The organism is Massilia sp. CMS3.1 (assembly GCF_051262535.1).
In the GTDB taxonomy this organism is placed as follows: domain Bacteria; phylum Pseudomonadota; class Gammaproteobacteria; order Burkholderiales; family Burkholderiaceae_D; genus Telluria.
In genome coordinates this window covers 294,154-307,697 of the sequence record NZ_JBIMES010000001.1, presented here as the reverse complement: position 1 = coordinate 307,697, position 13,544 = coordinate 294,154, and the positions used below count along the sequence as shown (strand labels likewise).

The window sequence follows — 13,544 nt, the reverse complement described above, 5'->3', positions numbered from 1 at the left end:
ATGCGCGAGCATCCGGGTTTTTTTAATCGTCGCTTCGAGCCGGGCTTATTCCGCCTTGGCCGGCGCGCTGCCTGCGCTGATCTTTGCCTTCGACTTGACCTTGATCGATTCCACGAAGTTGTACAGCTCGGTCTGGCCGACCAGGCCGCCGATCTGCTGGGCTTCCTGGGCACGGCGGGCCGTGTCGACCTGGGCCGGCTGCGAGACCTTGCCGATGCGATACACGGCATAGCCCGTACCCGGCAGGTCGACACCGACATAGGCCGGAAGCTTGGTGACATCGGCCTTGAACACGGCGAGCGCGCCAGCCGGGTTGATCGTCGGCTCCTTGGTGCGCGTCAGGACCTTCGCTTCGCCGAAGCCGGTGGCGTCGCCCGATGCCTTGGCGGCGGCCAGTTTCGCTTCACCGGCTTGGCGTGCCAGGCGCAGGGCTTCTTCCTGGGTCACGCGCTGGCGGATCGCGGCTTCCACTTCAGCCAGCGGACGCTTGGTCGCCGGCTTGAATTCGACTACGCGGCCGGCGATCAGGACGGCCGGCGCGACTTCCACCGCTTCGGTATTGCGCTTGTTCTTGATCGCATCCGTCGCGTACAGGGCAGCGAGGAATTTCTCGTTGTTGAAAGGCGCGGCGCCCAGGGCAGGATTGGGTTTGCGGCCCAGGCCTTCGGCGCTCTGGATGGTCAGGCCCAGCTTGTCGGCGGTAGGCTTGAGGCTGTCCGCCTGTTCGTAGACGCTGTCATTGAACTGTTCGGCCAGTTCCGAATACTTCTTCGAGAGCTTCGACTTCTTCACTTCGGCTGCGATCTCGAGCTTGCCTTCCTCGAGCGACTTCTGGGTCTGCGCCTTGACTGCGGTGACCTTGATGATGTGGTAGCCGAACTCCGAGGGCACGATGCCCGATACTTCGCCTTCCTTCAGGCCGTAGATCGCATCTTCCACCGATTTCACCAGGCTGCCGCGCTCCACCAGGCCGAGGTCGCCGCCCTGGGGTGCCGAACCAGGATCTTGCGACTGGGTCTTGGCGATCGCCGCGAAGTCGGCCGGGTTCTTGCGCACTTCGGCCAGCACGGCCTCGGCTTTCGCCTTGGCGGCGGCTTCCTCGGCAGGCTTCGCATCTTGTGCCTTGGTGATCAGGATGTGGCTGGCCGTGCGCTGCTCAGGCGTGGTGAAACGCTTCTGGTTGGCGCTGTAGAACTGGTTGACTTCGGCGTCGCTGACCGTGACCTGGTTTTCCACGGCGGCGCTGTCGAGCACGATGTACTCGGCCTTCACGGTTTCCGGGATCTGGAACAGGTTCGCGTTCTTGTCGTAGAAGGCTTTCACCATGTCGTCAGTGACTTTCACTTGCGGCAGGTACTGGGCGATCGGGAACAGCAGTTCCTGGACTTCGCGTTCCTGGTCATTGATGTCCGAGACGCGGTTGGCGACCGAACGCGGCACGAAGGCGGTCGACTGGATCGAACCGGCCAGCTGGGCAATGGCCATGTCGCGGCGCATGCGCGCCTCGAAAGCCTGCGGTGTCATGCCTTGCGCGGCCAGGGCGGCGCGGTAGGCGTCCAGGTCGAAGCTGCCGTCCGGTTTACTGAAGGTGCCCAGAGCGCCGATGGCCTTCGCAATCGCACTGTCGCTGACGGTCAGGTGGCTGCGGTCGATTTCGGCATTGACGGCACGTTCGGCGACCAGGTTTTCCAGCACTTCGCGCTTCGCTTCCGGCGTGTCGAACATCTTCTGGTCGAACTGCGGGCCCATCTGCTGTCGCGCCTGGTCGATCTGGCGCCGCTGCGCATCGTCCCATTCCTGCTGGGTGATGTTGCGGCCATCGACTTCAGCCACGCCCGTAGCGCTGTCACCACGGTCCTGGTAGCTGTCGACGCCGACCAGCACGAACGAAGGGATGATCAGCAGCAGCAGGACGCCCTGCAGCAAGCGCTTGTTGTTACGTACGAAATCAAACATGGTCCACCAATCGCTGTAGAAATGACTTCAAAGCACAAGTTAAAAAAAAAGGCGAACTCGCGTTCGCCTCTTCTCGTTGAAATGCTGTTTTCCGAGCACCCCAAATAATACTGAAATCTGGCGGAGCGGACGGGACTCGAACCCGCGACCCCCGGCGTGACAGGCCGGTATTCTAACCAACTGAACTACCGCTCCAAATTCGTTGTATTTAAGTGGCGGAGCGGACGGGACTCGAACCCGCGACCCCCGGCGTGACAGGCCGGTATTCTAACCAACTGAACTACCGCTCCACGTAAATACTGGGTACTGCATCATCCGTGCGGCGACAGCTTCAGGATGTTGTCTCTGCATGTCACTGCAGAGAAGGCATTAGTTTACAGCATCTTTTAACGCTTTACCAGCCTTAAATTTCGGAACCTTCGCCGCTTTAATCTTGATTGGCTCCTTGGTGCGCGGATCGCGGCCGGTACGCGCAGCGCGGTCGCCGACGGTGAAGGTGCCGAAGCCGACCAGCGTCACGCTGTCGTTCTTCTTCAGGGTGTTCGTCACCGCTTCGATCATCGCGTCCAACGCACGAGTGGCCGAGGCCTTCGTAATGTCCGCGGATTTCGCGATTTCTTCGATCAGTTCAGTCTTGTTCACTCTAATCCTCTAGTCGTTCTGACGCGGCGGCGCTGCGCCTTGCTGCAAAAAGTGCAAGCGCGTATTAAACAAGGGGGGATTGCTTCTGTCAAGCAACATTCATCGAAGGATGTTTCAGTGTGGTGATTCGTATGCCCCCTACGCCGTACCGGCGGCAGCCCAATAAAAAAAGGCGCCCCGCAGGGCGCCTCTCGTTCTCGATCCGACAGCGATCAGTGCTTGACGACCTCGCCCTGCCCTTCGGCGGCTGCCGGCGCCGGCGTCACCGCTACGGCCTGCACCTCGACCAATGGCTCAGGCTGGCGTTCCAGTGCGATTTCCAGCACCTTCTCGATCCAGCGCACCGGGACGATCTCGAGCTTGTTCTTGACGTTGTCCGGAATCTCGGCCAGGTCCTTCACGTTCTGCTCGGGGATCAACACCGTCTTGATGCCGCCGCGATGGGCTGCCAGCAGCTTTTCCTTCAGGCCGCCGATCGGCAGCACTTCGCCGCGCAGCGTGATCTCGCCCGTCATCGCCACATCCGCACGAACCGGAATGCCGGTGAAGGCGGACACCAGCGCCGTCGTCATGCCGATACCCGCGGACGGACCATCCTTCGGCGTCGCGCCTTCCGGCACGTGGATGTGGATGTCGTTTTTTTCAAACGCTTCGGACTTGATGCCGAAGCGCTGCGCGCGCGAACGAACCACGGTGCGCGCCGCTTCGATCGACTCCTTCATGACGTCGCCCAGGGTACCGGTGCGGATGATGGCGCCTTTACCCGGCACATTCACCGCCTCGATCGTCAGCAGGTCGCCGCCGACTTCGGTCCAGGCAAGTCCCACCACCTGGCCGACCTGGTTTTCCTTCTCGGCCACGCCGAAGTCGTAACGGCGCACGCCCAGGAACTTGTCCAGGTTCTTGCCGTTGACGATGACCACCTTGTCGCTCTTTTTCAAAAGCAGCATCTTGACGACCTTGCGGCAGATCTTCGAGATTTCACGCTCGAGCGAACGCACGCCGGCTTCGCGGGTGTAATACCGGATGATGTCGCGAATCGCCGATTCCTCGATACGGATCTCGCCATCCTTGAGCCCGTTTGCCTTGACCTGCTTCGGCAGCAGGTAACGCTGCGCGATATTCGTCTTTTCGTCCTCGGTGTAACCCGACAGGCGGATCACTTCCATCCGGTCCAGCAGTGCCGGCGGGATGTTGTACGAGTTCGAGGTCGCCACGAACATCACGTCCGACAAGTCGAAGTCGACTTCCAGGTAATGGTCCGAGAACGTGTGGTTCTGTTCCGGGTCCAGCACCTCAAGCAGGGCCGACGACGGATCGCCGCGGAAGTCCGCACCCATCTTGTCGATCTCATCCAACAGGAAGAGCGGATTGCGCACGCCGACCTTCGCCAGGGACTGCAGCACCTTGCCCGGCATCGAGCCGATGTAGGTACGGCGGTGGCCGCGGATCTCGGCTTCGTCGCGCACGCCGCCCAGGGCCATGCGCACGAACTTGCGGTTCGTGGCACGGGCGATCGACTGTCCGAGCGAGGTCTTACCCACGCCTGGAGGGCCCACGAAGCACAGGATCGGGGCTTTCAGCTTGTCGACGCGCTGTTGGACTGCAAGATATTCCAGGATGCGTTCTTTAATCTTGTCGAGGCCATAGTGCTCCGCTTCCAGCACGCGCTCGGCGTTGACCAGGTCGTTCGTGACCTTCGATTTCTTCTTCCATGGCAGCGACACCAGGGTATCGATGTAGTTGCGCACGACGGTGGCCTCGGCCGACATCGGCGACATCAGTTTCAGCTTCTTGATCTCGGCTGTGGCCTTGTCGAGCGCTTCCTTCGGCATCTTGGCGGCGATGACTTTCTTTTCCAGCTCGTCGATATCGGCGCCGTCTTCGCCCTCGCCCAGCTCCTTCTGGATCGCCTTGACCTGCTCGTTCAGGTAGTACTCGCGCTGCGACTTCTCCATCTGGCGCTTGACGCGGCCACGGATGCGCTTCTCGACTTGCAGGATGTCCAGCTCGCCTTCCAGCTGGCCGAGCAGGTGCTCAAGGCGCTTGGCGACGTTGAAGATCTCCAGGATGACTTGTTTCTGCTCGAGCTTCAATGGCAGGTGCGCCGCGACCGTGTCGGCCAGGCGGCCGGCATCATCGATACCGGCCAGGGAGGCCAGGATCTCGGGCGGGATTTTCTTGTTCAGTTTGACGTACTGATCGAACTGCTGGACGATCGCGCGGCGCATCGCCTCGACTTCGGAATCGTCGCCGATTTCCGAACGCAGCGGGGTCAGTTCGGCGACAAAGTGCGTCGGCGCATCGCTGATGCTGTCGATGCGGGCTCGCTGCGACCCTTCGACCAGCACCTTTACGGTACCGTCCGGAAGTTTGAGCATTTGCAGGATGTTCGCGACGCAGCCGATCTCGTAGATGTCCTCGGCGGAAGGTTCGTCTTTGGCGGCTGCCTTTTGGGCGGCGAGCATGATGCTCTTGCCCTGCTCCATCGCGGCTTCCAGCGCCTTGATCGATTTCGGACGGCCAACGAACAGGGGTATTACCATATGGGGAAATACGACCACGTCGCGCAACGGCAGCAGAGGCAGCGTCGTTTGCTCGGTTAATTTCGAAGTTGTCATGGTATACCTTATAAAAAGCGTGTAGTCGATGTTGGGCGTACACGGTTAAAACTCAAGACCGTCCGAAAAATTATTTCTGTGAATAAAAAAACATATTCGCGAAATGCAATCTGGACGTTCCAATAAAATCCCGATTCCAAATGAAAAAGCCACCACGCGACCGAAGTCGCGAGTGGCTTTTCGATTGAAGCCGGATGCTTTTATTGAGGTAAATTGTACCGCCAAGCTCCCTGCGCACAAGTGCTTTTGTGGTTTCCGCGTGGATATTTTTTAATTTTCTCCGGATGCTTTGGCGGTTTCGCTGTAAATCAGCAAAGGTTTGGCGCCATTCGTGATCGTATTCTCATCAACCACGACTTTCACCACGTTTTGCTGATTCGGCAATTCGTACATCACGTCGAGCAGCGCGTGTTCCAGGATGGAACGCAGGCCACGGGCACCGGTCTTGCGTGCCAGTGCTTTTTTTGCAATGGCATGCAATGCCGCCGGACGGATTTCCAATTCCGCGCCTTCCATTTCCAGCAGTTTCGAATACTGCTTGATGAGCGCATTCTTCGGCTCGATCAGGATCTGGATGAGCGCTTCTTCAGTCAATTCGTTCAGCGTAGCTACGACAGGCAGCCGGCCAACAAGTTCCGGAATCAGACCGAACTTGATCAGGTCTTCCGGCTCGGCTTCCATCATGATTTCGCTGTTCGAGCGTTGGGTCGCGCTCTTGACGCTGGCGCCGAAACCGATGCCGCCCTTTTCCGAACGGTTCTGCACGATCTTGGCCAAGCCGTCGAACGCGCCACCGCAGATGAACATGATGTTGGTCGTGTCGATCTGGACGAAGTCCTGGTTTGGATGCTTGCGCCCGCCTTGCGGCGGCACCGAAGCCATCGTGCCTTCGATCAGTTTCAGCAGCGCCTGCTGCACGCCTTCGCCCGAGACATCGCGGGTGATCGACGGATTGTCGGACTTGCGCGAAATCTTGTCGATCTCGTCGATGTAGACGATGCCGCGCTGGGCCTTCTCGACTTCGTAATTGCAGCTCTGCAGCAGCTTCTGGATGATGTTCTCGACGTCTTCGCCCACATAGCCCGCTTCGGTCAGCGTAGTGGCGTCGGCGATGACGAACGGGACGTTGAGCATGCGCGCCAGCGTCTGGGCCAGCAGGGTCTTGCCGGAGCCGGTCGGACCGACGAGCAAGATATTGCTCTTGGCCAGCTCGACATCATCCTTCTTGCCGAGGTGCTTGAGACGCTTGTAATGGTTGTAGACCGCTACCGACAGGATGCGCTTGGCAGTCTGCTGGCCGATCACGTACTGATCGAGCAGTTCGGCGATCTCGTGCGGCGTCGGCAGGTCGGACTTGGCGCCCGCCACCGACTCGACGTTCGATGTCTCGTCGCGGATGATGTCGTTGCACAGGTCGATGCACTCGTCGCAGATAAAGACCGAAGGTCCCGCGATAAGTTTTTTGACCTCGTGCTGACTCTTGCCGCAGAACGAGCAGTACAGAAGCTTTTCGCCGCTGGAGGATTTTTTGTCAGACATGGGGGGCTTGTCTCGTGTGAAGAACTAAGAAGATATCGCGAAAATATAACTCGAATGCGGGGCACGCGGCAATGCACGCGTACCCCACCATGCTACCCGAAATAAAAAACAAACGCCCGAACGTGTTTGCGCCCGGGCGTTATTTAAGCAACACCTTGTGATGCCTCAAGCGCGGGTCGTCAACACCTTGTCGATCAGGCCATAGTCGACCGACTCCTCGGCCGACATGAAGCGGTCGCGGTCGGTATCCTTGTGGATCTGGTCGACGCTCTGGCCGGTATTCTCGGCCATGATACGTGCCAGGCGCTCGCGCAGATACAGGATTTCCTTGGCCTGGATCTCGATGTCCGATGCCATGCCCTGCGAACCACCCGACGGCTGGTGAATCATGACGCGCGAGTTCGGCAGCGAGAAACGCTTGCCCTTGGCGCCGGCGGCGAGCAGGAAAGCGCCCATCGAGGCAGCCAGGCCCGTGCAGAGCGTCGACACGTCGGGCTTGATGAAGTTCATCGTGTCGAAGATCGCCAGACCTGCCGACACCGACCCGCCCGGCGAGTTGATGTAGAGCGAAATGTCCTTGTCGGGATTCTCGCTCTCGAGGAACAGCATCTGGGCGACGATCAGGTTGGCCATCTGGTCGTTGACCGGACCGACCAGGAAAATCACGCGCTCCTTGAGCAGACGCGAGTAAATGTCGTACGCGCGTTCGCCGCGGCCGCTTTGCTCAACTACCATCGGCACGAGGCCGAGTGCTTGGGTGTCCAATGCCGGATTACGGTTCATACCTGTTCGTTCCTTGTAAGATGGCTTGAAAAACGGAGGCTCGAAACAAAAAGCCTACGCCTGGGTTCAAGCCTGTGGGTTGCTGCCCATCAATTCGTCGAAAGCAACTGCCTTGGAGCTGACCTTTGCCTTGCCAAGCACATAGTTAACGACGTTTTCTTCCAATACAAGGGCTTCGACTTCACCCAGGCGGCGACGATCGCTGTAGTAGTACTTGAGGACTTCTTTTGGATCTTCGTAGCTCTGTGCAAAATCTTCGACCTGGGCCTTCACCTGCTCTTGCGTTGCTTGCAGACTGTTGTCAGCGACCAGTTGCGACAGGATCAGACCCAGGCGCACGCGGCGCTCGGCCTTCTCGGCGAACAGTTCGGTCGGGAACGGCATGCTCTTGACGTCCATACCGCGCTGGGCCATGTCCTGGCGGGTTTGCTCGGCCAGGCGCTCTGCGTCTTGCTGGATCATGACGGTTGGCACGTCCATGGTGGTCACCTTGACCAGGGCGTCCATCACGGCTTCCTTGTTGCGGGCCTTGACGCGGGCGTTGACTTCACGCTCCAGGTTCAACTTGATGTCGGCGCGCATCTTCTCGATCGCACCGTCCTCAATGCCCAGCGACTTGGCGAACTCTTCGTCCACGACCGGCATGTGCGCCCATTCCAGCTTTTTCAGCGTAATGGTGAAGTCGGCAGTTTTACCGGCAACGTCGGCGCCGTGGTAATCGGCAGGGAATGCCAACGGGAAGGTCTTGCTCTCGCCAACCTTCAGGCCGACGGTCGCAGCTTCGAATTCCGGCAGCATGCGGCCTTCGCCGAGCACGAAGGCGTAGTCTTCAGCCTTGCCGCCCGAGAATTCAACGCCGTCGATCACGCCGACGAAATCGACCGTCGCGCGGTCGCCAACGGCCGCGACCGGCTCGCCGCCGTCGCCGTGTTCGCCTGCTTCGCCCTTGGTGTGGTAGTGCACGCGCTGCTTGCGCAGGATGTCGATGGTCTTGTCGATTTCGGCATCCGACACGTCGGCGACCACGGTTTCGACTTCAACAGCCGACAGTTCACCGATGACGACTTCCGGGAATACTTCGAAGGTCGCGTCGAAAGACAGCATGCCTTCGGCTGCGTCTTCTTTCGGTTCGATTTTCGGGAAACCGGCAACGCGCAGGCCGTTTTCGTTGGCTGCCTCGTTGAAGGCGCGGCCGACGCGGTCGTTCAGCACGTCCGACTCGATCTGGTAGCCGTACTGGGCAGCGACCATTTTCAGAGGCACTTTGCCAGGACGGAAACCAGGAGCCTTGGCGGTCTTGGCCTGCTTCTTGAGGCGTTTTTCAACTTCCGAACGGACATCGCTCAGTGGAAAAGTGATCGTCAAGCGACGCTCGAGTTTATCCAGGGTTTCGACTGCAGTTGCCATCGTAAAATCGTCCAAAAAAATAATTATTCGTGGTGCGAGGAGGGGGACTCGAACCCCCACACCATTGCTGGCGTCAGGACCTAAACCTGGTGCGTCTACCAATTTCGCCATCCTCGCGCAGGATTGCATATTGCCACATAAACAAAGGGCGCCCGACAGTGAAACCGGCCGCCCTTGCACTCCATTGTTTAGGGGCTAGAACTTCAACCCGGTATTTTACTGGATTTTCTGACACGACAGGCGTGAATTTTGCTGACGTGGGGGGGCGGGGCTGATAGGCATATGAATTGGCGCCGCCGATCTTCATATGGCGATACGGCGTGGGCACAAGTGCCCACGCCGTAAGGAGGCCCAAACTTACCGCACCGGCTTCTTGACCCGGAACCATGCCGCATACAAGGCCGGCAAGAACAACAAGGTCAACGCCGTCGCCACCAGCAAGCCGCCCATGATCGCCACCGCCATCGGCCCCCAGAACACCGAGCGCGACAGCGGGATCATCGCCAGCGCCGCCGCGGCCGCCGTCAGCAGGATCGGCCGGCAGCGCCGCACGGCTGCCTCGATGATCGCGTCCCAGGCTTCGGCGCCGGCCTTGATGTCCTGCTCGATCTGGTCGACGAGAATGACCGAGTTCCTGATGATCATCCCGAACAATGCGATCACGCCCAGGTTCGCCACGAAACCGAACGGCCGCCCCAGCAGCAGCAAGGCCATCGCCGCCCCCGCCACGCCCAGCGGACCGGTCAGGAACACCAGCAGCGCACGCGAGAAGCTGTGCAGCTGGAGCATGAGCAAGGTAAACACGATAAACAGCACCAGCGGCACGTTGGCCGTAATCGAGGCCTCCGCCTGCGAACTGTCGGCCGCCGCGCCCTCGAGCGTGATGCGGTAGCCGGCCGGCAATTTGGCGCGGAGCTCGGCCAGCTTGTCGCCGACCTGGGTCGACACCGTCGGCCCCTGGATCCCGGCCACGACGTCCGACTGCACCATGATCGCCCACTCACGACCCTCGCGCCAGACGACGCCCGGTTCCCACACGAACTCCACCCGCGCCACCTGTCCCAGCGTTACCGAGCGACCCGAGGCGGTCGGGATGTTCATGTCTTTCAACACCGTGATCGTCGAGCGCTCTTCGATTGGCTGGCGCACGGCAATGTCGATCAACTCGTTGGTTTCGCGGAACTGGCCGATCGTCGTGCCCGACAGCACGGTATTGACAGAGCGCCGCACCGATTGCGAGGTCACGCCGAGCGCGCGCAATTTATCCTGGTCCAGGTCGAGGCGCAGCACTTTCACGGACTCGTTCCAGTTGTCGTTCACCCCGACCGCGTTCGGATTCGCGCGCAGCACATCCTTGACCTGGTCGGCCACGCCGCGCACGATGCCGATGTCCGGTCCGGCCACCTGGAATTGCACCGGATACGGCACCGGCGGACCGTTCGGCAGCAGTTTTACGCGCCCGCGCACCTCGGGGAACTCGTTCCTGAACACCTCTTCGATCTTTATCTTCAACGTGTCGCGGCGCGCCGCATCGACCGGCAGCACGACGAATTGCGAGACGTTCGACTGCGGGAAAATCTGGTCCAGCGGTAAATAAAAGCGCGGGCTGCCGGTACCGACATAGCTGGTGATGCTTTCCACACCTTCCTGTTTGCGCACGAAGGCCTCGAACTTCTTCGCCAGCGCTTCGTTGGCCGCGAAGCTCGTGCCCTCCGGCAGCCACATCTCGACCATGAGTTCCGGTCGGCTCGAATCCGGGAAGAACTGCTTTTCGATGAACTTGAAACCGAACACGCCCAGCGCGAACACCGCCAGGCTGACGATGATCGTCGTCTTGCGAAACTCCACGCACCAGGTCACCACCTTGCGAAAGCGGCGGAAACCCGGCGTGTCGAACACGTCGTGCTCGGAATGTCCCTGCCCATGCGGCTTGACCTTGAGCAGAATGAAGCCGATATACGGCGTGAACGTCACCGCCACCACCCACGACACCAGGAGCGCAATCGCGTTCACCGAGAACATCGAGAACGTGTATTCGCCCGCCGCCGACTTGGCCAGGCCGATCGGCAGGAAGCCGGCGGCCGTGATCAGGGTGCCGGTCAGCATCGGCATCGCCGTCGAGGTGTAGGCGTAAGTCGCCGCCTCCAGCCGCGACAGGCCCTCTTCCATCTTACGCACCATCATTTCAACCGCGATGATGGCGTCATCCACCAGCAGGCCAAGCGCGATGATCAGCGCGCCGAGCGAGACCTTGTGCAATGAAATATCGAGCACGCGCATAAAGAGGAAGGTAATCGCCAGCACCAGGGGAATCGTCAGTGCCACTACCAGGCCGGGGCGCATGTCGAGCGAGAGCTTTGGTTTCGTATGCAGGCCGAGGGCGACGAAACTGACGGCCAGCACGATGAAGACCGCTTCGATGAGCGTGCGGATGAATTCGTTGACGGAGCTCGTCACTGCGCGCGGCTGGTCCGACACGCGTTCGAGCTCGATGCCGACCGGCAGCTGGGCACGGATGCGCTCGACCGTGGACGTCAGGGACTCGCCCAGCTTGATGATGTTGCCGCCCTTCTCCATCGACACGCCGAGTCCAATCACTTCCTTGCCGTTGAAACGCATCTTGTCCGTGGGCGGATCCTGGTAGGCGCGCTTCACGGTGGCAAAGTCGCCCAGCCGGAAGGTCGTGCTGCCGGCGCGCAGCTGCAGGTCTTCGAGTTCCTTGACGCTCTTGATGGCGCCGGTGACGCGCACCTGCAGGTTGTCGGTCGGCGTCACCAGTACGCCGGACGCCTCGACATTGTTTTGCGTGGCCAGCTGGTTGACGATCTGCTCGAAAGGCACGCCCAGCTGTGCGAACTTCTTGTTCGAGAACAGGATGTTGACCTTCTCGTTCTGCACCCCGAACTGCTCGACCTTCGCCACCAGCGGCACGCCAAGGAGTTGCTGGCGCACGAAGTCGGCGTAATCCTTCATCTCGGCATAGGTGAAGCCGTCGCCCGAGAGTGCGAAGATCGAACCGTAGGTATCGCCGAATTCATCGTTGAAGAAGGGACCGATGACGCCCTGCGGCAAGGTCCCGGCCATGTCGCCGATTTTCTTGCGCACCTGGTACCAGGAGCCGGGCACGTCTTTCGGCGGCGCAGACTCGCGCAGTTCCAGGATGATGGTCGTCTCGCCGGGCTTGGAAAAGCTGCGGATGCGCTCGACATACGGGGTTTCCTGGAGTTTTCGCTCCAGCTTGTCCGTCACCTGCTCGGCCATCTGCACCGCCGTCGCGCCGGGCCAGACGGCGCGCACCACCATCGCGCGGAAGGTAAATGGGGGATCCTCGTCCTGGCCCAGGGCGCCGTAGCTGAGGATGCCGCCGATGAGCAAGGCGGCGATCAGGTAGCGCGTCAGTGGAATGTGTTCGAGCGCCCAGCGCGAGAGGTTGAATCCCCTCATTTGACGGCCCCGCCGGCTGCTGCCGGAGCGCCGGCCGCCGGAGCGCTGGCTGCTGCCGCCTCCGTATCGTCACGGCGCGCCACGTCGGCAGTCAGGATGCGCACTTTCTGGCCCTGGCGCAGCAGGTTGACGCCGGCCGTGACGACGGTCTGGCCGGCTTTCACGCCTTCGCCCAGCAGCACATCGTTGCCGGCCTGGCCGACGATGGTGACGGGAACGCGCCGCACGGCGCCGTTCTCGACCAACCAGACCCCGGTCACGCCTTTTTCATGGTGCAGGCTGGTGAGCGGCGCGCGCAGTCCGGTGCCGCCGTTTTTCGAGGCCACCTGCACCGCGGCCGTCATCCCCAGGCGCACGCCTGCACGCGGCGGGATCGCGATCTTGGCCGTATAGGTGCGCGTGGCCGGATCGGCGATCGGCGAAACTTCGCGCACCCGGCCCGCGATCGGCTGATCCGGGCTGGACCATATCCGCACCGTCACCGAACTGGCGCGGCGCAGGTCGCCGACGCGGTCTTCCGGAATGCCGATCACGACATCGAGTTCGTCGGTACGGGCGACCCGCACCACCGGCGTGCCGGCATTGACCACCTGCCCGACCTCGGCGTCGATGCTGGTGACGACGCCATCCACGTCCGAGACCAGGCTGGCGTAGCCGGCCTGGTTCGACTGGCCGCGAAACGCCGCGCGCGCGGCATCGGCTTCGGCTTGGGCCGCGCGCAAGGCGGCGCGCTTGGTGTCGAGCACCGACTGGCTGACGAAATTTTTAGTCCGCAGTTCCTGGTAGCGCTTGTAGTCGGCATCGGCCAGGTCGCGATTCGTTTCGGCCGCGCGCAGGCTGGCCTGTGCCCCCGTGGCAGCCAGTTTCAGGTCTTGCGGGTCGAGCTGCATCAGCACCTGTCCCTGCTTGACGAGCGTGCCGACGTCGACTTCGCGCGCCGTGATCTTGCCGGCTACCCGGAAGCCCAAGCGCGATTCGATGCGCGGACGCACCTCGCCCGAGAACTCGGCACTCGCTCCGGCGGCGCCTTCGGCCAGCACGGCGGCGCGCACCGGACGCGGCGCATCAAGCTTCGGCGCTTCCTTCGAGCAGGCGCCCAATAGCAACGCACAAAGGAGCATGGCGGGCGCTGTCTGTTGCCGGCGCGGTCGG

The 13,544-nt window shown here is 61.1% G+C and carries 8 protein-coding genes and 3 tRNA genes; all 11 read right to left on the bottom strand.

All coding sequences use genetic code 11. The features are described from left to right. Positions 1 to 45: 45 nt before the first annotated feature. A complete protein-coding gene (locus tag ACHAC9_RS01280; protein WP_435756337.1) occupies positions 46 to 1,956 on the bottom strand; it encodes a SurA N-terminal domain-containing protein in 1,911 nt (636 codons plus the stop codon). Between the two features lie 118 nt (positions 1,957 to 2,074). Then, positions 2,075 to 2,151, bottom strand: a tRNA-Asp gene (locus tag ACHAC9_RS01275). Positions 2,152 to 2,169: 18 nt separating this feature from the next. Next, positions 2,170 to 2,246 (bottom strand) — tRNA-Asp (locus ACHAC9_RS01270). Positions 2,247 to 2,325: 79 nt separating this feature from the next. Further along, a complete protein-coding gene (locus ACHAC9_RS01265) occupies positions 2,326 to 2,598 on the bottom strand; it encodes an HU family DNA-binding protein (RefSeq protein ID WP_435756335.1) in 273 nt (90 codons plus the stop codon). 212 nt (positions 2,599 to 2,810) lie between these two features. Then, positions 2,811 to 5,219 carry an endopeptidase La gene (gene lon / locus ACHAC9_RS01260; RefSeq protein WP_435756333.1) on the bottom strand — a complete coding sequence of 803 codons (2,409 nt, stop codon included), beginning with the start codon at positions 5,217 to 5,219 and terminating at the stop codon, positions 2,811 to 2,813. 270 nt (positions 5,220 to 5,489) lie between these two features. Beyond that, positions 5,490 to 6,758, bottom strand: coding sequence for an ATP-dependent Clp protease ATP-binding subunit ClpX (gene clpX, locus ACHAC9_RS01255; protein ID WP_435756331.1), 1,269 nt, complete (start codon positions 6,756 to 6,758; stop codon positions 5,490 to 5,492). 165 nt (positions 6,759 to 6,923) lie between these two features. Then, positions 6,924 to 7,541 (bottom strand): ATP-dependent Clp endopeptidase proteolytic subunit ClpP, encoded by a 618-nt coding sequence (gene clpP, locus ACHAC9_RS01250; protein ID WP_435756329.1) that lies wholly within the window; start codon positions 7,539 to 7,541, stop codon positions 6,924 to 6,926. 66 nt (positions 7,542 to 7,607) lie between these two features. After that, positions 7,608 to 8,948 carry a trigger factor gene (gene tig / locus ACHAC9_RS01245; RefSeq protein ID WP_435756327.1) on the bottom strand — a complete coding sequence of 447 codons (1,341 nt, stop codon included), beginning with the start codon at positions 8,946 to 8,948 and terminating at the stop codon, positions 7,608 to 7,610. 30 nt (positions 8,949 to 8,978) lie between these two features. Then, a tRNA-Leu gene (locus tag ACHAC9_RS01240) sits at positions 8,979 to 9,065 on the bottom strand. A 240-nt stretch (positions 9,066 to 9,305) separates the two neighbouring features. Then, positions 9,306 to 12,392 carry an efflux RND transporter permease subunit gene (locus ACHAC9_RS01235; protein WP_435756325.1) on the bottom strand — a complete coding sequence of 1,029 codons (3,087 nt, stop codon included), beginning with the start codon at positions 12,390 to 12,392 and terminating at the stop codon, positions 9,306 to 9,308. Next, positions 12,389 to 13,513 carry an efflux RND transporter periplasmic adaptor subunit gene (locus ACHAC9_RS01230; RefSeq protein WP_435756323.1) on the bottom strand — a complete coding sequence of 375 codons (1,125 nt, stop codon included), beginning with the start codon at positions 13,511 to 13,513 and terminating at the stop codon, positions 12,389 to 12,391. Before ACHAC9_RS01230 ends, ACHAC9_RS01235 begins: the two co-directional genes overlap by 4 nt. Positions 13,514 to 13,544 lie beyond the last annotated feature (31 nt).